This is a genomic window from Limihaloglobus sulfuriphilus, assembly GCF_001999965.1.
In the GTDB taxonomy this organism is placed as follows: domain Bacteria; phylum Planctomycetota; class Phycisphaerae; order Sedimentisphaerales; family Sedimentisphaeraceae; genus Limihaloglobus; species Limihaloglobus sulfuriphilus.
Genome location: NZ_CP019646.1, coordinates 3,050,686 through 3,070,723, shown reverse-complemented (window position 1 = coordinate 3,070,723; position 20,038 = coordinate 3,050,686). Strand labels below are relative to the sequence as shown.

The 20,038-nt window shown below is 45.3% G+C and carries 18 protein-coding genes; 13 read left to right on the top strand and 5 right to left on the bottom strand.

Annotated elements, in window-relative coordinates:
- Positions 1 to 48: 48 nt before the first annotated feature.
- From SMSP2_RS11810 to SMSP2_RS11790, 5 genes are all read right to left on the bottom strand, one after another.
- Complete coding sequence (locus SMSP2_RS11810; RefSeq protein WP_146684250.1) at positions 49 to 780, bottom strand: hypothetical protein; 732 nt, start codon at positions 778 to 780, stop codon at positions 49 to 51.
- Positions 755 to 2,407 carry a TaqI-like C-terminal specificity domain-containing protein gene (locus tag SMSP2_RS11805; protein ID WP_146684249.1) on the bottom strand — a complete coding sequence of 551 codons (1,653 nt, stop codon included), beginning with the start codon at positions 2,405 to 2,407 and terminating at the stop codon, positions 755 to 757. The genes SMSP2_RS11810 and SMSP2_RS11805 overlap by 26 nt, the downstream gene beginning before the upstream one ends.
- A 162-nt stretch (positions 2,408 to 2,569) precedes the next feature.
- Positions 2,570 to 2,908 (bottom strand): L-rhamnose mutarotase, encoded by a 339-nt coding sequence (locus SMSP2_RS11800; RefSeq protein ID WP_146684248.1) that lies wholly within the window; start codon positions 2,906 to 2,908, stop codon positions 2,570 to 2,572.
- A gap of 72 nt (positions 2,909 to 2,980) precedes the next feature.
- The gene (locus tag SMSP2_RS11795; RefSeq protein ID WP_146684247.1) at positions 2,981 to 4,006 is read right to left on the bottom strand and encodes a GAS domain-containing protein; all 1,026 of its coding nucleotides are present in this window, start codon (positions 4,004 to 4,006) and stop codon (positions 2,981 to 2,983) included.
- 142 nt (positions 4,007 to 4,148) lie between these two features.
- On the bottom strand, positions 4,149 to 5,300 hold the full coding sequence (locus SMSP2_RS11790) for an ISAs1 family transposase (RefSeq protein ID WP_146682569.1): 1,152 nt from the start codon (positions 5,298 to 5,300) through the stop codon (positions 4,149 to 4,151).
- Between the two features lie 111 nt (positions 5,301 to 5,411).
- Here SMSP2_RS11790 and SMSP2_RS11785 point away from each other — a divergent pair, with 111 nt between their 5' ends.
- From SMSP2_RS11785 to SMSP2_RS11725, 13 genes are all read left to right on the top strand, one after another.
- Positions 5,412 to 5,633, top strand: coding sequence for a hypothetical protein (locus SMSP2_RS11785; protein WP_146683311.1), 222 nt, complete (start codon positions 5,412 to 5,414; stop codon positions 5,631 to 5,633).
- 171 nt (positions 5,634 to 5,804) lie between these two features.
- On the top strand, positions 5,805 to 7,514 hold the full coding sequence (locus SMSP2_RS11780; RefSeq protein ID WP_146684246.1) for a GspE/PulE family protein: 1,710 nt from the start codon (positions 5,805 to 5,807) through the stop codon (positions 7,512 to 7,514).
- 422 nt (positions 7,515 to 7,936) lie between these two features.
- Entirely contained in the window at positions 7,937 to 9,142 is a 1,206-nt protein-coding gene (locus SMSP2_RS11775; protein ID WP_186804703.1) for a type II secretion system F family protein, read from the top strand.
- 1,424 nt (positions 9,143 to 10,566) lie between these two features.
- The gene (locus SMSP2_RS11770; RefSeq protein WP_146684244.1) at positions 10,567 to 10,992 is read left to right on the top strand and encodes a type IV pilin protein; all 426 of its coding nucleotides are present in this window, start codon (positions 10,567 to 10,569) and stop codon (positions 10,990 to 10,992) included.
- A gap of 123 nt (positions 10,993 to 11,115) precedes the next feature.
- Complete coding sequence (locus SMSP2_RS11765) at positions 11,116 to 11,553, top strand: type IV pilin protein (RefSeq protein ID WP_146684243.1); 438 nt, start codon at positions 11,116 to 11,118, stop codon at positions 11,551 to 11,553.
- 393 nt (positions 11,554 to 11,946) lie between these two features.
- Positions 11,947 to 12,423 (top strand): hypothetical protein, encoded by a 477-nt coding sequence (locus SMSP2_RS11760; protein ID WP_146684242.1) that lies wholly within the window; start codon positions 11,947 to 11,949, stop codon positions 12,421 to 12,423.
- Positions 12,424 to 12,529: 106 nt separating this feature from the next.
- Complete coding sequence (locus SMSP2_RS11755) at positions 12,530 to 12,901, top strand: GxxExxY protein (protein ID WP_146684241.1); 372 nt, start codon at positions 12,530 to 12,532, stop codon at positions 12,899 to 12,901.
- A gap of 79 nt (positions 12,902 to 12,980) precedes the next feature.
- A complete protein-coding gene (locus SMSP2_RS11750; protein ID WP_146684240.1) occupies positions 12,981 to 13,499 on the top strand; it encodes a hypothetical protein in 519 nt (172 codons plus the stop codon).
- A 529-nt stretch (positions 13,500 to 14,028) separates the two neighbouring features.
- Complete coding sequence (locus SMSP2_RS11745) at positions 14,029 to 15,441, top strand: DUF7305 domain-containing protein (protein ID WP_146684239.1); 1,413 nt, start codon at positions 14,029 to 14,031, stop codon at positions 15,439 to 15,441.
- A 793-nt stretch (positions 15,442 to 16,234) separates the two neighbouring features.
- A complete protein-coding gene (locus SMSP2_RS11740) occupies positions 16,235 to 17,602 on the top strand; it encodes a DUF7305 domain-containing protein (RefSeq protein ID WP_146684238.1) in 1,368 nt (455 codons plus the stop codon).
- A 93-nt stretch (positions 17,603 to 17,695) separates the two neighbouring features.
- A complete protein-coding gene (gene pilM / locus SMSP2_RS11735) occupies positions 17,696 to 18,751 on the top strand; it encodes a pilus assembly protein PilM (RefSeq protein WP_146684237.1) in 1,056 nt (351 codons plus the stop codon).
- Positions 18,741 to 19,460, top strand: a complete 720-nt coding sequence (locus SMSP2_RS11730; RefSeq protein WP_146684236.1) for a hypothetical protein — start codon at positions 18,741 to 18,743, stop codon at positions 19,458 to 19,460. Before pilM ends, SMSP2_RS11730 begins: the two co-directional genes overlap by 11 nt.
- Positions 19,457 to 20,026: a hypothetical protein gene (locus SMSP2_RS11725; RefSeq protein ID WP_146684235.1), complete on the top strand. Its 570-nt coding sequence runs from the start codon at positions 19,457 to 19,459 to the stop codon at positions 20,024 to 20,026. The genes SMSP2_RS11730 and SMSP2_RS11725 overlap by 4 nt, the downstream gene beginning before the upstream one ends.
- Positions 20,027 to 20,038 lie beyond the last annotated feature (12 nt).

The window sequence follows — 20,038 nt, the reverse complement described above, 5'->3', positions numbered from 1 at the left end:
AAATAAGTTATAAGACCTTTTGTTTCAATCTTTTGCAACTCAAAGAATCTACCGGCTTGCTTTTTTACGTGCGGCAGCCTTTCGGATGGCTGATTCTATGTCATCATCTTTTAGTTCATATTTATCTAATTGCTGGATATTGTCGTGTTTAATGTGCAGCTGTCCCTCTTTACCTATATTTCCCCGGTGCTGCCCTTTTGAGAATAACGGGTTACTTGTAACTTCATCAGAATTCATTATCCATATGACAATCTGGTCACGAAATACAGCTACCCAAATAAACACATCACAACATTGTGGTTTGAGCTGCTGGAAATTCATTAAAAACCTTTTATCTGTGTTGCGTGATAAAGCCTTCATATACAGAGGCTCCTCGCTGTCGCTATCTACGGCGCGTGAAGCCTTTACTTCAATTGTTATTCCGTCAAGCCACAAATCGTATTCACCGCTGTAATTTTTATCTAATTTCTTTGAAGGTTTTTTCAGCTTTGAACATTTTCCCTGGACGTATGTTTGAGCGAATTTCTCTCCAAATCCGCGGGGAGCAGAAATTTCAAATATCCAAAGGTTTGGGTTTTCACTGATGTACTCGGTTCTGATTTCTACATATTTATCATAACTGAGCCCGCCTTTATGAAGCAAGTTACATATAAGATGTTTGAATTCATTAAAAGGAAATATAGCCTGATCTTCTTCAACTAAATCAAGGACTTGATGTAAATCTTTTTCTGACCCTGTAAAAGAAGAAATTATTTTATCTTTTAATTCTGTAAGTTCCATTGTTTGTTTTCTCAAGGTTTAAAAATGATAAATATGTATTTTCGTTAAAAACAGCATGTCTTTCGAAATATTCGGCATGTATAGGAAGAGATTCTAAATCACCTCTTAGTATTTTATGTGTGTTAAAAATACTTTTGAAAAGCCAGTTTATAAAATCGCAGTTCAATAATAAACACAATTGTTTGTTTTTAACGGGAAAACTCTTTTTAGGGATGAGCATATTAATGCTGTTCAAAACATATCTTTTTTGTGTATCGCAGAAAAAATATAAATCAGAGGATATAAATTTATAAATCAATTTTTCCTCAGCTTCAAACATTTCAACGGGAGCTACCTGTTGATATTGAGTTAAATCTCTTGGGATAAAACAGTGCGATTCCTTTAGTCCGGTTTTGGTTATATCAGAGCCTTTGTAAACCGGCATGTATCCGGCAGAAGGAGTGTTGCGGCAAAATTTAGTGTTATTTCCCGTTACTATACCAAGCCCCCAGTCTGCATTGTTTTTCAGTGTTACATGAGGCAAGGAAAAAATATGCTCTATTACATCGGAATCATTTTTACCGCGATGAAAGTTAAATATAGATTTTGGATTATTTATAAATGAAAGGCTGGTACGCATAAATTTTGTGTTATTTGTTTGGCATACTATGTTTTCAGAGGAGTTTTTGTTTTTTTTGTTGCTCAAAACAATTGCCTGAGCTTTAGTAACCAAACCTTTAAAACACTTTCCGTAGTCAATCAAACGTTCAATCGAGAGGTTTAGGGCTTTAAGTCTTACTGTCTCATAACTTGAGATGTTAAAAAATGCCTCAGGCAGCAATATACCTAATTTCCCCGATACTTCTAATCTTCTTAAGCAAGCGAAAAAAAAGAGAGAGCAAGTGTCAACACTTTTACCGGCTTGTAAAATTCTGCCGTAAAAATCTCTTTCATCTTTTGGCAGTTTTTTCCCCCATGGCGGGTTGGTATAAATGCAATCAAAAAGTCTAGCTTCTCTTTTTAAAGAACTGCTTAAAAAGTCTGCGACAATTATGTTCTTTGTTTTGTAACCTGTTTTCTCAAATATTCTGGCTTTAGTAATCGCGACAGCTACCGGGTCGCAATCATAGCCGTAGATGTTCTCTGGTTTGAATCCTAAATTCAAAGCATGCATTATAAAGTTGCCGGAACCGCAGCAGGGGTCGCAAAAAGTTTTTGTGGAAACATCTGGAAACGGCTTTTTAAAAAGATCTTCCACAACAGAAGATGGAGTGTAGTATATTCCTTCTTTGTTCCTGTATGAATCAGACAACGAAGATTCATATTCATCACTAATCTGGTCAATTGGATTTGATTGGGTATTTATCTTCCTGAGAAATTCAGATGACACATTTATATGGTCATGACAGTCCTTGCGTGATTTATTGGCTCGGGAGTTTAATTTATGAGTGCCCGCCACATTCTGTAAAAAATTATCGAATGATTTATAACATACAGAGCCTTTGCTTTCTAATTTTAGATAGCCTGTTTTTATCCAGTTTCTGATTGTTGCTGTTGAAACACCGGCTTGACAGGCAGCATCCTCGATTTTTAAACCGACAGTATCTATATCATCAAAAAGTGTCAGCTGTTTAGGAAAGTTTTTCATATATTACTTTTGTTATTATTCAGTAAAAGGTAAAACAGGTTTATTGATAGAATCAACATTGTTTTTAGCTTAATATAAAATAGCTTCGAAAAAGTCATACCGGATTATAAGACTGTTTAGCTCATAAATCAATAATAATAGGCTTATGAGATTGTGTTTCAGTCAGTCACAGTGAAAAACCTCTTGCATCGGTGCCCACCACTGGCCTTTTTCGCGGTCGGACAGCGGTCTCTGGCACTTCCCGCAGACCTGCCACCATCGCTGGGTGTTCGGGTCGGCGGCCATCTTTGCCATGTCAGCCTCAAAGTCCGTGCCGGTATATTCGAAGTAGCTGAACAGGTAGAATTTTCCGTCAGGCAGCCTGCGGAGGAATATCGAATAATTGGTTATATTGCATTGCCGCACCATATCCAGCACCTCAGGCCATACCTCGGCGTGAAGCTGTTTATATTCATCGATTTTTTCCTCTAAAATCTCAAGTACAGAACCGCATCTAATCATTTATCGTCTCCATTAATGTATTTACATAAATCATTGTCATTGTGGAATTAAAACGTATTTAACCTTAATTTGTCATGAGGTCTTTTCGTTAATCTCTATTTCATCGCCGCAGCTCTGGCAGAACGGAAGCAGAGATTTTCGAATTTCGCCGCAGTTTTTGCATTTTTCGAACAGTCTTGTCCCGCATGACGGGCAGGAATACGGTTTTTCTCTTACATCGCCGCTGATGGTTACGCTGAGGCGTGGTTTTCCATCCTGGCCGGTGATGTCTTTTAGCGGGCCGCGGCGGATTGGCTCTGAGCATACCGGGCACCTGCCGCCGCTGTACGCGCTGCGGTACTGCTTCAGCAGCCAGTCGAGCCTCGGTTTTATGGCTTGTCTGATGATTATGTACATTATCGCGGCTGTAATGGCGATCGCCGCGGCAACGAGAATATAACGGAAGTACTGGCTTGGGAAATAGTTATGCATTACAACCACCGTCTTCCAGAAAGACGCGATAAACGCCGCGAAAATCAATGAGCGGTAGGGGCTTTTGCGGTATTTCAGCGCCAGCCAGGCACTTATCAGCAGAACCGGCACGATAAACGCCAGTTTTACGAATGCGGTTTTGAGCCTATGCTTCTTGTAAAGCTCTCTGAACTCTTCATCTGCATTTGCAAGATTCTTTTTGTGCTGTTCTTCGAGCCTGCTTATCTTCTGGTTCACTTCGTAGAGCTGGTTGGTGAGTTTTTCGAGCTCAACGCCGGCGGACTGGAACTTTTCAGACTGGCGTGCGAGAGTTTCCTGCTCGCCGGGGCTTAGCTGTCCTTTTTTTACCAGCATCTCGATAGTCTGGTTTGCAAGCTGCTGGAGGTCTTTCTGGCGTGTCTGGGCGGAGTTTAGCTCTTCACGCTCTTTGCGGAGCGCATCGAGGGTGTCGATATTTTCCTGGGTGATATAATTCTTTTCAATCTTTTCTCTGTCCGGCCCGGGCAAATCTCCAATATCACGCAGCACAAACGAAAATGCCCAGAAAATCAGCAGTGTCAGGACTGCCGCCAGCAGGGCGAGGAAAAACTTGTTCCAGCGTGAGGTCTTAGTTTTACTTACGTCCATTTTTGTAACCTTTCAAAATCGTACCTGGATTTTTGTATCTAGTATGATCGCACATTTTAGCAGATAATACGCATGAGATACATGTTTTATTTAAAGTTATTCTTCAGATGCACATAAATTGTAAGGTTCAGGGCAATCGCATCTAAAGTCCTTTATTTTGTTGTGTCAGCACGCGATATAGGTATTGCTCGTTCCAGCCGCAGCACAGCCTTCTGGTCTTTATGCCGACCTTGTGCTTGGTTTGCTGTTTTAGCAGATTCAGTGCTATTCGTGAGAGCCTTGCAAAATTTTCTGCTCCATAACCTTTTCTTATTCTCCTTTCATCGTCGGCAAAGCTGATATCTAAACACCAGTGCAAGGAGTTCTCTACCCCCCAGTGGCCCCTGATATATTTGAGTAAATTTGGCGGATTTTTGCAAGTCAGGCTTGATATGTAATACCGTTTCTCTACGCTTGTTTCATCTCCTATGCTCCTCTTTGCCTCCACACATATCAGGCTCTTGAGCCCGACCCAGTTCTTCTTTTCAGAGTTAAGGAATCCTACATTTGAAACAGCCCGCAATGTGCGTTCTTCAACCCTGCCGTGGCCTCCATCAGTTTCACTTGCAACAGTATATTGAATATTATAGACATTATCGTCTATACATTCATCAAAAAGGGTAACTGCATTTTTATGCAGGCCGGTCTGATTTGCCTTTAGCTGCAAGATATAGTCCCCATCATTTTCAATTACAGCATTAGCAATTTCCTTTTGGCAGCCCATAGCATCAGTTGTTACAACTGCACCATCTAAATCAATTAACTCCAAGAGCTTAGGTATAGCCGTTATCTCATTGCTCTTGGTTTCTGTTGCAATCTGCCCAATGACCATTTTGTTGGTGTCGCACCAGGCATTTACCATGTGAACAGCCGCTTTTTCAGATGCATAATCAACGCTTCTACGCATAGTCTTGCCGTCAATGGCTATGAGCCTGCCTTCACTCTTTTGGGCTAAGGCATTGACCCATTCGAGGAAGCATTGTTCAAATGAGTCGGGTTTGAGAGAAGAAAATACTCGTCCAAATGTGTCGTGAGAAGGAATGCCATTAGGCAAAGAAAGAAAACTTTTAAACCACTCTTCTTTGCACTGAGCGAACTCTTCAACCTGTGTCCATCCATCAGCGCCACAAATTATTGCACAAATTGCAATGGATAAAATATCGCTAAGCTCATGCTTGCGAGTACGCTCGACTCTGGGGTCTTCAATTGTCGAAAAATAGTCCATTAATCTGCGTTGGTTTTGTTCTTTTTTCATAATTTTCCTCGTTTTAACGTTGCAAAGATATAGAATACTATATATTATACTATAATGAAAAAGACAAAAAAAGCTATAAAATTATTAGAAAAAATCGCAAAAATAGAGCGAATGGAACGAGGGAAAATATGTCAGATGAAAAACCGGCAGCATTTCAACCACCAAACGTGGAAAAATGGAGCCAATGTTGTGCGATATGTCCCAAAGGATGAGCTTGAAGCACTGCAGGCTGACATAGATAGTTACAACCAATTCATGGACTTAGTGCAACAATATGCTGACGAAATCATACGGATAACACGCCTTGAAAGAAAAAATAACCGAAAAGCCTAAAAAATGATATTTTAGATGCGATTGCCCTGTTGTAAGGTTGGGGCGGTGCAATAATGTCTTGCAATCGCGATTTTGGTGTGTTATATTGTGAGGTTGGTTTAAATTATGTGCATTTTTCGCCGCGGATTTCGCTCGCGGCGGAGTTTTTATTTATAAGAAAGCGGCAGTTGCATGATAGGAACAATGCGTTTTGGCGAGTGGCTTATTGAGAAGGCTTGGATAGATGAAGCGATTCTCGAGGAGGCCCTTGAGATCCAGAAGACAGAAAAAAAGCGTCTTGGCCAGATACTCGTATCCATGGATGTTATCAGCTCTGTCGAGTGTGCGCAGCTCTTGAGCGAGTTTTTCGACGTGCCGTACTTCGGGCCGGAGCATTTCGACGATATCGATATGGACGTTGCCTGGAAGCTCAACGAGCTTGTCGCTCAGCGGTACTCGCTTATCGCGGTGAGCGAGAGCGAGGACGGCGGCGTTGTCCAGGTCGCCATGACAGACCCGCTCAACGTACTGACGATCGACACCATCAGCGCCAAGCTCAACGCAAGCCTGGAGGTGATGATAATCGCCGAGGAGGAGATCGCCCGTGCGGTTGACGTTATATACCATGGAAAGGACTTGGCCGAGCGTGAACTACGAGATATAGTAGAGCTTGAGGTTGAGACGGGTGATTACGAGGAGGAGGAAGAAGAAGTCCAGGAGGCCGAGGCCAGCAGGGCTCCGGTTATCCGGTTTGTTGACCTGATGCTCAACCAGGCCGTGCAGACCGGTGCCAGCGATATCCACGTAGAGCCGCAGGAAACGAGCATGGATATCCGTATGCGTGTTGACGGCCAATTGATGAAAATGGTGCCTCCGAGCCGCAAAATGCAGGCCGCCGTTACCACCAGGCTCAAGATTCTTTCCCAGATGGACATCGCCGAGAGGCGACTTCCCCAGGACGGCAGATTCAAGCTGCGTGCCGGCTCAAAAGCGGTCGATGTTCGTGTAAATTCGCTGCCGACGATCTACGGAGAGAAGATAGTTATGCGTATTCTGGACAGCTCATCCATTCCAAATAACATTGACGGAGTCGGTTTTGAACCAAAATATTTAGAAATTTTCAAAAAAATTTTACAGCAGCCTCACGGCATAATTGTGGTCACCGGCCCGACCGGTTCGGGCAAGAGTACAACCCTCTATTCGGCCCTCAATTATCTTAAGGATCCGCGTAAGAATATCACCACCGTAGAGGACCCTGTGGAGTACCGCCTGGGGGGTATAAATCAGGTGCAGGTCCGCAGCGATATCGGGCTGACATTTGCCTCGAGTCTGAGGGCGATTTTGAGGCAGGATCCAGACATAGTTCTGCTGGGTGAGATACGTGACCGCGAGACCATGGATATCGCCATGAAAGCCGCCATGACCGGCCACCTTGTGCTTAGTACCTTTCATACCAACGACGCCCCCAGTGCCATAAGCCGTTTTGTGTTCATGGGGTTAGAGCCGTACCTGCTGGCATCTACACTAAATCTTGTGTTAGCCCAGAGGCTGGTGCGCAGGATATGCGACTATTGCAAACGGCCCGTCGAGCTGGACGAGGCTGCCCGGAACTGGCTCAAACTGCCCGAGGAAACCATACGCAATACCACCTTTTACGAGGGTGTCGGCTGCCCGCTGTGCAATGACCGCGGATATGCCGGCAGGTTCCCGATTTTTGAGTTCCTCGTCGTCGATAATACCATCCGCCGCCAGATCATCGCCAAGGCCTCCGAGCTCGAGGTTCGAGAGGCCGCCAGAAGCAGGGGTTACGGCGGGCTGATGGACTGCGGTGTTCAGGCCCTTCTCGACGGCAAAACCTCCGTCCAGGAACTGATGAGTGTTGTCTATACCGACGAGGTGTAACCGCGGCTGATTCGGCGGAATTTACGCGGCGGTTTTTGAGGCGTTTTTGAAGGCAGAAATTTAATTTCTTAAAATTTTACTTGCAATGCCTGCTCCAATATATTAAATTCGAATCATGCCTGATGCGGTTTTCGGGGTTATTTGTCGCGGCGGGCATGATGTTTTAAAAAGTAAATCAGCTATAAGCGTGAATATGACACAATAGAGATGAGCCTTGCGGAATTAGAGAGGCATTTTATTCCGCAGCGGCATTTCGGTTTGGGTTGAGTTCGCGGCCACGGCCTGGGCGGCTGCGGCAGTGTAGCTGATGAATGTGGTTTAAGCCGGAGCATAACTAAGGCCCATAATTTTATCAAAACGGGCTTTCTCTATTATTCCGGCATATTGCGATTAGCATGGGCGCTTGCGCTCACGGAAAAAGTATGCCAAGATTTAAATACATACTAAAAGACCCTGAGGGTAACCAGAGAAGCGGAATGCGTGATGCCGGTAACCAGGCGGACATCATCAGATGGGCACGCAAGAAGGGTATGAAGCCGATTCACATCCAGCAGGTTGCGCAGAAGGGTAAAGCCGGCAAAAAGGTAGCCAAAAGGCGGGTCAAACTCGATCATCTCTCGGCGTTTTGCTGGCAGCTAAACGCGATGATGGGCGGCGGAGTGCCGATCACAGAGGCATTCGACACAATCGCACAGGACGTTGGAAACCCCTATTTCGAGTATATAATATCGGAGATGAGCTCCGACATAAAGGCCGGCCAGACACTTTCGCAGGCAGTCGGCAAATATCCAAATGTATTTAACACGATGTTCAACGCGATGATTATCGCCGGTGAGCAGAGCGGAAACCTGCCCGCGGTCTTTGAAAAGCTGGCGAATTACTATGTAAAGCGTGACGAGATAAACCGCCGCGTGCGCTCGGCGCTTGCCTATCCGGCGTTTGTCGTTGTTTTTGTTATCGTTATTATCGCTATCATGGCGACGTTTGTAATACCAAAGTTCACAGAGATGTTCAGCATGTTCGGCGATAAGCCGCTGCCGGCGTTTACAGTGGGCTTTCTGGCGGTGTATAACGGTATGAAGGATCATTTTCTGCTGTTCTCGGGAATAACCGCGGCGGTTGTAATGGTGCTGGTGTATTACGGCAGGACAAAAACCGGACACAAAAACTACAGCAGGCTGGCACTGCGGTTCCCGCTGATTAAGGGAATCATAAAAAACGCGTTTGTCTCCACCTACTGCACGACGATGGCGACGATGCTGGCATCCGGCGTTTCCATACTTGAGACGCTTAATATTTTGAAGCAGATGACCGGAAACGATGTTATAAAAAAGACTGTTACCGATACGTCAAAGCGGATTACAGAGGGCCAGAACATTTGCGATGCGATGGGCTCGACGGGGTTTTACCCGAATCTGCTCTTGAAGATGGTGGATATCGGCGAAAAGTCCGGCACGATCAGCCCGATTATGGATAAGACAAGCGATTATTTCCAGAAAAAACTCAACGAGGCGATATCCTCGATGACGGCGATGCTTGAGCCGATCATGATCGTGGTGGTCGGGGCGATAGTGCTGGTAGTGGTATTGGCGCTGTACCTGCCGATATTTACGATGTCGGATTTCTAATCAATTACGAAATGAGAAAATCCGCAGATTACGCAGATTATCGCAGATTAAAAAGTTAAGATATAGGCATAAGGCAATAGCGTAGGACGCAATCAGAGCCGTGTAGAGCAAATTCACGAATTTGCTCAGTTTTAAAAGTTAATAGCTAAAAGTAATCAAATAGACATGATTAACATGATTAACAGGATTTGAATTTACCATGAAGAGCATGAAGGACATGAAGAAAAGATATAACAAAAACTTCAATTTCTTCAATAACTTCATGGTTAATAAAAAATTAATCTTATCTATCTTGTAAATCCTGTCAAATAATTAGAAGCTAAGTAGGGCAAGCGTCCCCGCTTGCCATTTCAATGTCAACCGAGGACGGTTGACCTACTGTGTCGGGCTGGAAGCCCGACCTACGAAGAATTAAAAAATAAATAGCTACGAAAATAATCAGCGAAAATCTGCGTAATCTGCGGATTTTCCTAATTAAAACCAAGACAAGACTGATTTTTATATAGATCGTTATTTTAAAATTAGAGAATTAACAATTAAGAATTACGAATTTGTTTGAATCCCGATAAATCGGGATGCTCTTTTAAAAAATAATTAGACATGATTAACAGGATTTGAATTTACCATGAAGAGCATGAAGGACATGAAGAAAAGATATAATACAAACTTCAATTTCTTCAATAACTTCATGGTTAATAAAAAATTAATAGTTACGTAGGGCAAGCGTCCCCGCTTGCCATTTCAATGTCAACCGAGGACGGTTGACCTACTGTGTCGGGCTGGAAGGATCGACCTGCGAAGAATTAAAAAATAAATAGCTACGAAAAATAATCAGCGAAAATCTGCGTAATCTGCGGATTTTCCTAATTAAAACCAAGACAAGACTGATTTTTATATAGATCGTTATTTTAAAATTAGAGAATTAACAATTAAGAATTACGAATTTGTTTGAATCCCGATAAATCGGGATGCTCTTTTAAAAAATAATTAGACATGATTAACAGGATTTGAATTTACCATGAAGAGCATGAAGGACATGAAGAAAAGATATAATACAAACTTCAATTTCTTCAATAACTTCATGGTTAATAAAAAATTAATAGTTACGTAGGGCAAGCGTCCCCGCTTGCGGTTTCGATGTCAACCGAGGACGGTTGACCTACTTAGTAAGAGTACACGCTTTAGCGTGCAAAAAACCCGTCTTTCGGGCACCCCTCTACGAGAGGGGAATTTAATTTGTGTCGGGCTGGAAGCCCGACCTACGAAGAATTAAAAAATAAATAGCTACGAAAATAATCAGCGAAAATCTGCGTAATCTGCGGATTTTCCTAATTAAAGTAATTAAAAAGCTCTTTAGTTTTCCTGCCGGCTGTTCGGCGGGGAGGGTTTTTATTTTAGTGTGTTTCATTTATAGGAGACTTATTATGAAACGTAAAGGTTTTACACTTGTTGAATTAATGGTAGTTGTACTGATCGTAGCGATCCTTGCAGCTGTAACAATCCCGCTTCTCAGAGGCCGTATCGATGCCGCTAAATGGGCTGAAGGCAAGGCCGGTATCGGTACTATCGCCACAGCTATAAGGGCAATGTATGCAGAGTCCGGTGGAAATTCTACTTATGGGTCCGAACCGGCTACTTTGGGCGATCTTGGTTTCGAAAGCGGTGATCTTGATGGTACGTATTTTTCTGGCCCCGGCGACGATGGTACGGGTGGAGACTATGCGTTCAATATCGTTACTTGGAGTGAATCCGATCTTGTCTTTACAGTGACCTGTACATCACCAGAAGGTGGACCTGACGGTGGCCCGTTTACCTATGACAGCTCTGACGGCAGCCTTAATGAAGATTAATAAAATGGTTTGATCCAACGGGAGGGGATTTTCCCCTCCCTTTGGTTTTTTAGTATCGGGTATGATAACAGTATAGGATGCGCGCGGGCAAGCCGCGTTGGGGGTGTTTGAAAACTAAATACAATGTTTTGCGAAGGCGTAACATTCAGGCGTAATTCGGGCTTTACACTTGTAGAGCTGATGGTGGTAGTGTTGATAATCACCATATTATCAGCTATCGGAATGTCGTTTCAAACCCGTTTTGTCGATTCCGCCAAATGGACGGAGGGCAAGACCGGCTGCGGAGCGATCGCAACCTCTCTGCGCGGCTACTATGCCCAGACGTGCGGCGAGGGCGGCCCGCCGGCGGATGTCAAGGCGCTTGGATTCGGGCCGGGAGACCTCGAGGGTAAGTATTTCACGCTGAGCGATTATCAGATCACCGATCTTGTATGGACGGCCACGGAGCTTGAGTACAAGATTGTCTGCGTATCTACCAAGGAAAACGCACCCGGCACGCCCGGACAGTTCAACCTCTACTCAAGCGGCGAATATGAGCTGATACTTGAGGGAGAGAATTGAGAATCCGGTAAATCCGCAGATTACGCAGATTGTCGCAGATTTAATTACGTAGGACAGGCATCCCTGCCTGTCGCTTTTTTGTGTCGTCCGGGGCGGCCGGACTGCGAAGAGTTTAAAAAGTTAATAGATAAGCATTATTGTAGAGAAAACTCACGAATTTTCTCAGTGCCTTTAAAAGTGAAGACAGAATAATAGTAGAGATTTGAATTTTCGTATTTGTAGCTGCCATGAAGGGAATCAAGAAGACATATAATAAAAACTTCAATTTCTTCAATAACTTCATGGTAAAACAATAATTTAAAAAGTTAATAGATACAAAAAATAATCAGCGAAAATCTGCGTAATCTGCGGATTTTCTTATTTAAATAAAACATGAACAACAAAAGCGGAAAATTGAATACCGGCCGGGGCTTTACCTATATCGAGGTTCTTATGGGTCTTTCGATATTGATAATCATTATCCTCGGCGCTTCAGGCTACAAGTACTACTCGGTGGTTGAAGCCCGACGCGCAGAAGGGTATGTGGGCGCTTCTATGGTCGGCAATATCCTGCTTGAGAGCTGGCGGGGCTACGGCGGGGCGTATGACTATGACCCGATAAACCAGCTTCCGCTGGCGATTATCAACGCGGATAACTTCTCGATCGCAACAAGCGCCAAATATCCCTCGATCGGCGAGTCGGCGTATCTGATCAACGGCACCGGCTACGTGGTAGTGCTCAACGGCGTGTACTACTATACCGCGATGTCGGTAGCGTGGGACAGCGGGATTAAATATCTCAATATTGATATTGTCTGGAACTATTTCAGAACCGATACGGTCACCAGGGAAGGCAACCGAAGCTACAGCGCTTCGCTGCTGATGCAGTAAAACTTAATAGGCAAGAAAATCAATTAGACATGATTGACATGATTAACAAGATTTTTATTTAGTTATTTTAATCTTGTCCATCTTGTAAATTATGCCCACATAATATATGAATATTGACAAGCTAACAGAGAAAATAATCGGTTGTGCCTTTTTAGTGCATAAAACTCTTGGTTCGGGCTTTCTTGAGAAAGTATATGAGAATGCCATGCGTGTGGAATTGCAGAGATCAGGATGTTCTGTCACGCAGCAGGCACCGTTAAGCGTTTATTATGGGAACCAGATTGTTGGTGAATATTTGGCCGATTTGATTGTTAATGATTTGGTTATTGTCGAGATAAAAGCAATCCGTGCACTGGCTAAAGAGCATGAGGTACAACTGGTAAATTACCTCAATGCTACTTGTATAAATGACGGACTGTTGATTAATTTTGGAAATTCTGTTCAGGTTAAACGAAAATTTAAAAATTATATAAAATAGACATAATCAACAAGATTTTCATTTTAGTTATTTCAATCTTGTAAATCTTGTAAATCCTGTCCACTTAATTTAAATTAAAATGATAAATCAACGATACAAAGGAATGACGCTGATAGAGCTGGGGATGAGCATGATGATCATGCTTATCGCGGTTCTTGCCGTGGGCAATGTGATGTCGCGTTCCGCACACGACTGGAAGGATATCTACGACCGTGTGTTCGGGCCGATACCGCAGGACCTCTACGCGGCACGCGAGACGTTCGAGACGGCCTGCCGCAAGGCGTTCGGGCGGCGGCTGTACCTCAACAGCGACCTTGACCATATCGAGGTGTATCATTTTTCCGACCCGGAAAACCCCGGCGTCTTCCCGGACAGGTACCAGAGCTTCTACCTCTCCGACGGCGAGCTGATAACCGAAACGGGTACGCTGACCAGCGGCACGTTCAGCCATGACCAGATGCTGGACGAAAAAACGATCGTATCAAACGTCAAAAGTGTGCAGTTCGGCTGCCGCGGACTGGCGGTGCAGATGCACCTGACACTGGCACTGGACGGGCGAGAAATGAGCGTCGTCTGGGCAGGGATACGGCATAATTAGTTGAGAATTAGGAATTAGGAATTAAGAATTAAGAATTAAGAAATATCGTATGACGCAATCAGAGCCGTTCTTCACTTGTTTCACATTCTGATAATGTTGATAAACAAGTGAAGAATTATGGAGCGGTTAGTATAGATAAATGCCGCGGTGTAGAACAAATTCACGAATTTGCTCAGTTTAAAAAGTTAAGAGCTAAAAGTAATCAAATAGACATGATTAACATGATTAACATGATTTGAATTTACCATGAAGAGCATGAAGGACATGAAGAAGACATATAATAAAAACTTCAATTTCTTCAATAACTTCATGGTTAATAAAAAGTTAATAGCTATGTAGGGCAAGCGTCCCCGCTTGCCGTTTCAATGTCAACCGAGGACGGTTGAGCTACGTTTGTGTCGGGCTGGAAGGATCGACCTACGAAGGTTTAAAAAGTTAAGAGATACGGAATTATAACAGTGTGAGCGAAGCGAACTCCGCAATTCCTAATTCCTAATTCTTAATTCCTAATTAAATAACGGTGAATATAATGAAAAATGAACCGAAAAAATTTAATAAAAAACGGCTTAAGGGCATAATAATGCCCTTTGTGGTGCTCGTTATGGTAATTATGCTGGTGCTCGGCGCGGCTATGCTCCGCGCAGCACTGAGCGGCCGCATGATAGCCAATATCTATACCGCCCGTGCCGTGGCGACGATGGCGGCGGACTCTGCGCTGGATCTGGCGATGGAGATGTCGTACCATATCAGAGATACAGGAAATACGAGCCTTCTCGAGGATGATGAGGGCACGACCGCGGGTCTTTTTGACAACTACCGCCCGAGCTGGGGCGAGCCGTCTGTCGCTGCCGCGGGCATAACCGGTTTTTGGCCCACGGCGAACGCGGCATGGCTGGGGCTGGGCGACACTAACCCGTTCCCGAGCCTGGAAGGTGTGCAGGGCTGGACGTACAGCTCCAACACGTTCACGCTGCGAAACAGCAGCAAGCCCGCCTCGTACAGCTTTCAGCTCAAGACGGATAAGCACTTCAGGCAGTTTGAGCTGGCGGCCTCGGGCAGCTGCGGCAGCGAGACAAAGGATATCCACGCCCTGCTGGTGCTTCGCGGGCCGTGGTTCGGTATCGGTACAAAAAACGGGTTCATACTCCACGTTGATACGAGTCTGGGAACAGTGCCTTCTACCGCGAGACTGATAATGGCGACGAATTCGATTGTTAAAAAAAGCGTAGTATTGAAAAACGGCGTGGTTGTACCCGGCGATATCGTGGTCGGCCCCGGAGCAAACCCCGATGAGGTTGTATCTTTAGCCAGCGGCGCCGGCGTAACAGGCACGATCAGCTCCAACTATGAGAAGATAGAGTTTCCCAACGTCGATGTGCCGCTGCTTCCCTGGCGTGCATGGCCGGCGCCGGATCCGAGCACGGGCAAGATAACCATAACAGAGAGCGGAACTTATCCGGGCTATTCAACCGGCAACAGTGAAGAGATTGTCGTAGAGGGTAATGTTACCATGGTGATGGCGGACACTCTGAGGCTGAAAAACAGCTCAACCTTCGCCGTTGGAACGGATTCTGCGCTGCGACTGTATCTCAAGTCAGCGCTGATAGTTGACAACAGCGCGACGATATTAAACGAAAACTTTGATGTAAACGGAACTGCTGAATCGATACGTTTGGCCGCCAGTTCTTTAAAGATATTAGGCGGGCCAAGCTGCGATTATATAGAGCTGAAGAACAGCGGCGATATGGTCGGCTCGATTTATGCCCCTGATGCGCTGCTTCTTCTGCATAACCAGGCTGATTTTTACGGTGCCCTGCTTGGCGGGCTGATGGTGGATATCAGGAACTCCGGCACTTTCTACTATGTTGACGGTCTGTATGAGCCGGACGATGAATCATTCGCCGGCTTGAAGCTCAAACCCGGAACGTGGTGGGAACGGTGAGAATTACGAATTACGAATTGAGGAAATCCGCAGATTACGCAGATTATCGCAGATTAAAAAAGTTAAGAACAACCAATTAGACATGATTAACATGATTTACAAGATTAAAAATAACTAAATAAAAATCCTGTTAATCCTGTAATCCTGTCTAATGAATTAAAAAGTTAAGATTCAGGCAATAGCGTATGACGCAATCAGAGCCGTTCTTCACTTGTTTCACATTATGATAATATTGATAAACAAGTGAAGAATTATGGAGCGGTTAGTATAGACAAACGCAGCAGCGTAGAGCAAATTCACGAATTTGCTCAGTTTAAAAAGTTAAGAGATAAATGCAACCAAATAGACATGATTTACAAGATTTGAATTTACCATGAAGAGCATGAAGGACATGAAGAAAAGATATAATAAAAACTTCAATTTCTTCAATAACTTCATGGTTAATAAAAAATTAATAGTTATGTAGGGCAAGCGTCCCCGCTTGCCATTTCAATGTCAACCGAGGACGGTTGACCTACTTAGTAAGAGTACACGCTTTAGCGTGCAAAAACCCCGTCTTTCGGGCACCCCTCTACGAGAGGGGGATTTAATTTGTGTCGGGCTGGAAGGATCGACCTACGAAGATTTAAAAAGTTAAGAGCTACGAAAAATAATCAGCGAAAATCTGCGTAATCTGCGGATTTCATTTAATTACTAACTTAAACAAGATTGAAACGGGGGTGTTTTAACAGGTTTGAAAGTATAATATAAATGTGGTTTAACGGGAATCTGGATGGTCCCGGGGAGCGACAACATGAATAAGACTGAAAAAAAGAAAAACAGCCGGGGAGCAGTTCTGCCCTTTGTTCTGCTCGTTTTGTCGGTAACGCTACTTCTCGGTGCGGCGATGCTGCGCTCTGCGCTGAGCGCAAGACAAATCTCAAACATCTACACCGCCCGTGCGGTTGCGACGATGGCGGCGGACTCTGCGCTGGATCTGGCGATGGAAACCGCCTATTACATACGATCGACCGAAAACACCGATATGCTCGAAGAATACGACCCCGATGCCCAGACAACAGAGGTTTCCTCTGCCGGCATTACCCCTATCCTGGGCGGCGGTATTTTTGGGCTTTCATTGGGGCCGGCAAGCCCGTTTGCCTCGCTCGAGAACGTTGCCGGCTGGGTCTATACCTCGGATACAATGACACTTCACAACAGCAGCAAACCGGCGCAGTGCAGTTACAAATTCAAGACGGATAAAGAGTTCCGGAAATTTGAAATCGTCAGTTACGGCAACTGCATGAACCAGAGCAAAGAGATATATGCAGAGCTTATCCTCCGCGGGCCGTACTTCGGTATCGGCACGAAAAACGGTTTTATACTGAACGTGGAAACCAACATCCAGACCGTGCCGGCAGATGCGGAGCTGGAGCTGGTGACAAACTCGATTGTAAAAAACAGCGTTGTTCTTAAAAACGGCGTGGTTGTACCCGGCGATATTGTTATCGGCCCTGGTGCAAACCCCGATGAGGTTGTCTCGCTCGCCAGCGGCGCCACGGTAACCGGAACAATCAGCTCCAACTATGAAAAAATCGAGTTTCCTTCGGTAAGTGCTCCGCTGCTGAGCTCTAGGGCATGGCCGGCGCCGGATCCTGCTACCGGAAAGATAACCATCACCGAGAGCGGAACATACCCGGGCTATTCAACCGGCAACGGCGAAGAGATTGTCGTGGAGGGCAATGTTACTATGGTGGTAGCCGGAGATTTGCGTCTGAAAAACTCGGCGTCGCTGACGGTGGCAAGCGGCTCATCTCTGGATCTCTACCTCAAAAGAGCCCTGACAGTGGATAACAGTGCCGTCATACAGAACGCAAATTTTGATAAATACGCCACAGCCGAGGCGATACGGGACGCGACCAGGTGCTTGAAGATATTCGGCACCGGCGGATGTGACAGTATTGACCTGAAAAACGACAGCGAGCTTGCCGCGGCGATTTACGCGCCTAACGCGATTCTGCTGCTGCATAACCAGGCTGATTTCTACGGCGCGGTTCTGGGCGGGCTTTATGTGGATATCAGAAATTCGGGGACCTTTTATTTTGTAGAAGACCTCTACGAACATGATGATACTCATATTGCCAGTTTGAAATTAAATCCCGGCAGCTGGCGGGAAAAGTGATTTTAATTACGAAAAATAATCAGCGAAAATCTGCGTAATCTGCGGATTTTCTTATTCCTTATTAAAACTAAATAGAATAGTCAGGTAAGAACTTTGCTTTGGTCTAATCCAAAAAATATAACAGGAATCGATGTCGGTGCTGAAGCTGTACGGCTTGTTCAGCTGCAGCAGCACCACCACGGCTACGATGCAACAGCCGCGGCGGAGGCTGCGATACCGCCGGCAGGCGATGACGAAGAAACAAACACGCTCAAGGAGCGCTGTGTGGATTCTCTGCGGCGTTGTGTCTCCTCGCTGGGTTTTCATATCAGCCGCAAGAGCTGGTGTATCGGCGGGCTGGGCTGGCCGCACGTGAGCATGGCTGATTTTGAGATGCCCGAGATGCCCAAGGCTCTGCTCGAGGAGAGCCTGATTAGCGAAGCTGAACATACCTGCCCGTTTGCTATAAAAGACGCCGTTCTCGATTACCAGATAACAGGCACTACCGGCAGCGGGGCTGCCAGGCGGTTCCGCGGCTTTTATATAGCTGCATTGAATGATGCAGTCGAAGAAAGATACGCTATTGTGAAAAATTCCGGGCTTGACTGTATAATAATGGATGTTGACTGGCTGGGTCTGCTCAACTGCTACCGCGGCGTTTTTGATTCTGATCAGACGCAGCGCGCGGTCGTGGAGCTTGGGATGAACCGTACGGTTGTTGTTGTCCCGCAGGAAAAAAAGATGCCCTTCGCCAGAAACCTCACCAGCTCGGGCAGTAATATCGTAACGATTATCGCCAGGGAAAAAGATATATCAGGGCAGCAGGCAAAAGAGCTGCTGCTGAGCAGAGAATATGACAGCACGCTTAAATCTATCATATCAAAATCCAGCCTTCGACTTGTGCGGGATGTCTCGCAGACACTCCGTTATTTCATGGTTGAAAATTCAATAAGCAGTATCGACGAGGTGCTCGTAACGGGCGACCTTTCCGGCTCGCCGGAGATTATAGACGCTCTGGACAACGAATTTGATGCTGATGTTCGATGCTGGAATCCGTTTGAAACAATCAAGGTCAAATCGAAATGCACCGGGGCAAAACTTCTCGAGGAAAACGGCTCGGCGTTTGCTGTGGCCGCCGGATATGCGATGAGGAGTGCTTATGATGTATGACATTGACCTTCTTAAGGGCCGCCGCCGGCCGATACGCAGCAAGCCGCTGGCTGCCGTGATACTGGGCTTTAGCATCATAGGGCCTTTGCTGGTTTTCGCGGGACTGTTTATCCATTATGACGCGAAAAGCTCCGAGCTGCATTTTGTAAACAAGCTGGGTAAGTCCATTCTTGAGAGGGTCAGCAAAATATCGTATGAACAGGAATTCAACGAGGCTTTCAAAGAGCAGCTTGGTATCGAACGCGAGGCTGTATCGGAGATAGGAACCGGCGCCGACAGGTTTGTCCAGTGGACGCCGAAACTTCGGGAGGTCGTTGAGAAACTGCCGCCGACTCTTGCCATATCCGAGTTTGATATCAGCACTTCTTCAAAGAAAATACGCGAGCCTATCAAGGGCGTTTCCGGAAAGTACGTAGAGAGGGAAGAGGTTACCCGCACCCTGAGAATGCGCCTTTTCAGCACTGACGGCGACGAACAGGACAAGGTGGTCTATGAATACCTCAACGTGCTGAGAAATTCAGAGACATTCGGTGCTGACAAGGACACGCTGCGTATTATTACCTTTACGACAGAGGAGTTCAGCGGCATTGAGCTGCCCTGTTACATCGTTCAGTGCACCTACCATTCCGGCTGGGATGCTCAGCAGGTAAAGGCCGAGGCCGAAAGGCTTGCAAAAGCCGCTGCCGCGGAGAAGGAGGAAAGTAAATGAGCAGAAAAAACAGAAAAATCCTCCTTGCCATATTGATTGTATGGGCGGTTTATTTTGTTGCGATGGTGCCGTTTTATCTGTTTGTCCTGTACCCGCTTCAAAACAAGGCGATCATTGCAGAGGATAATATCTCCGGTGCGGTAGAAAAAAATGTAATAGCAACATCAATCAACAGGTCAAAGCTCAGCGAGCTGATTGAAAAAGATATAGAACAATCTAAGGTGCTGCTGAAGAAGTTCATGCATGAATCCTCAGACGTCACCGACCTGACATTCGCCTTTAATGAGATGGCCAAAGAGCTGGGACTCTCGGGGTTTAATGTTTCCAACAGAAGTTCGATAAAATTTGAACAGATTCACGGCTGCCGTCATCTCAGCGAGGGGCGGATGAATCTTAATTTCAAGGCGGATTTCGCTCAGTTCGCCCGTTTTATTCAGAGGCTCGAATCGTTTGAACCGATGATATTCGTGGATAATTTTTCGATATCTCTGCCGCGTAATACCAGGGATGAAAAACAGCTTAATGACGCTTCAATACTCATAGCGTTTTTAGTTAATAAATCATAAACACAGGAATTT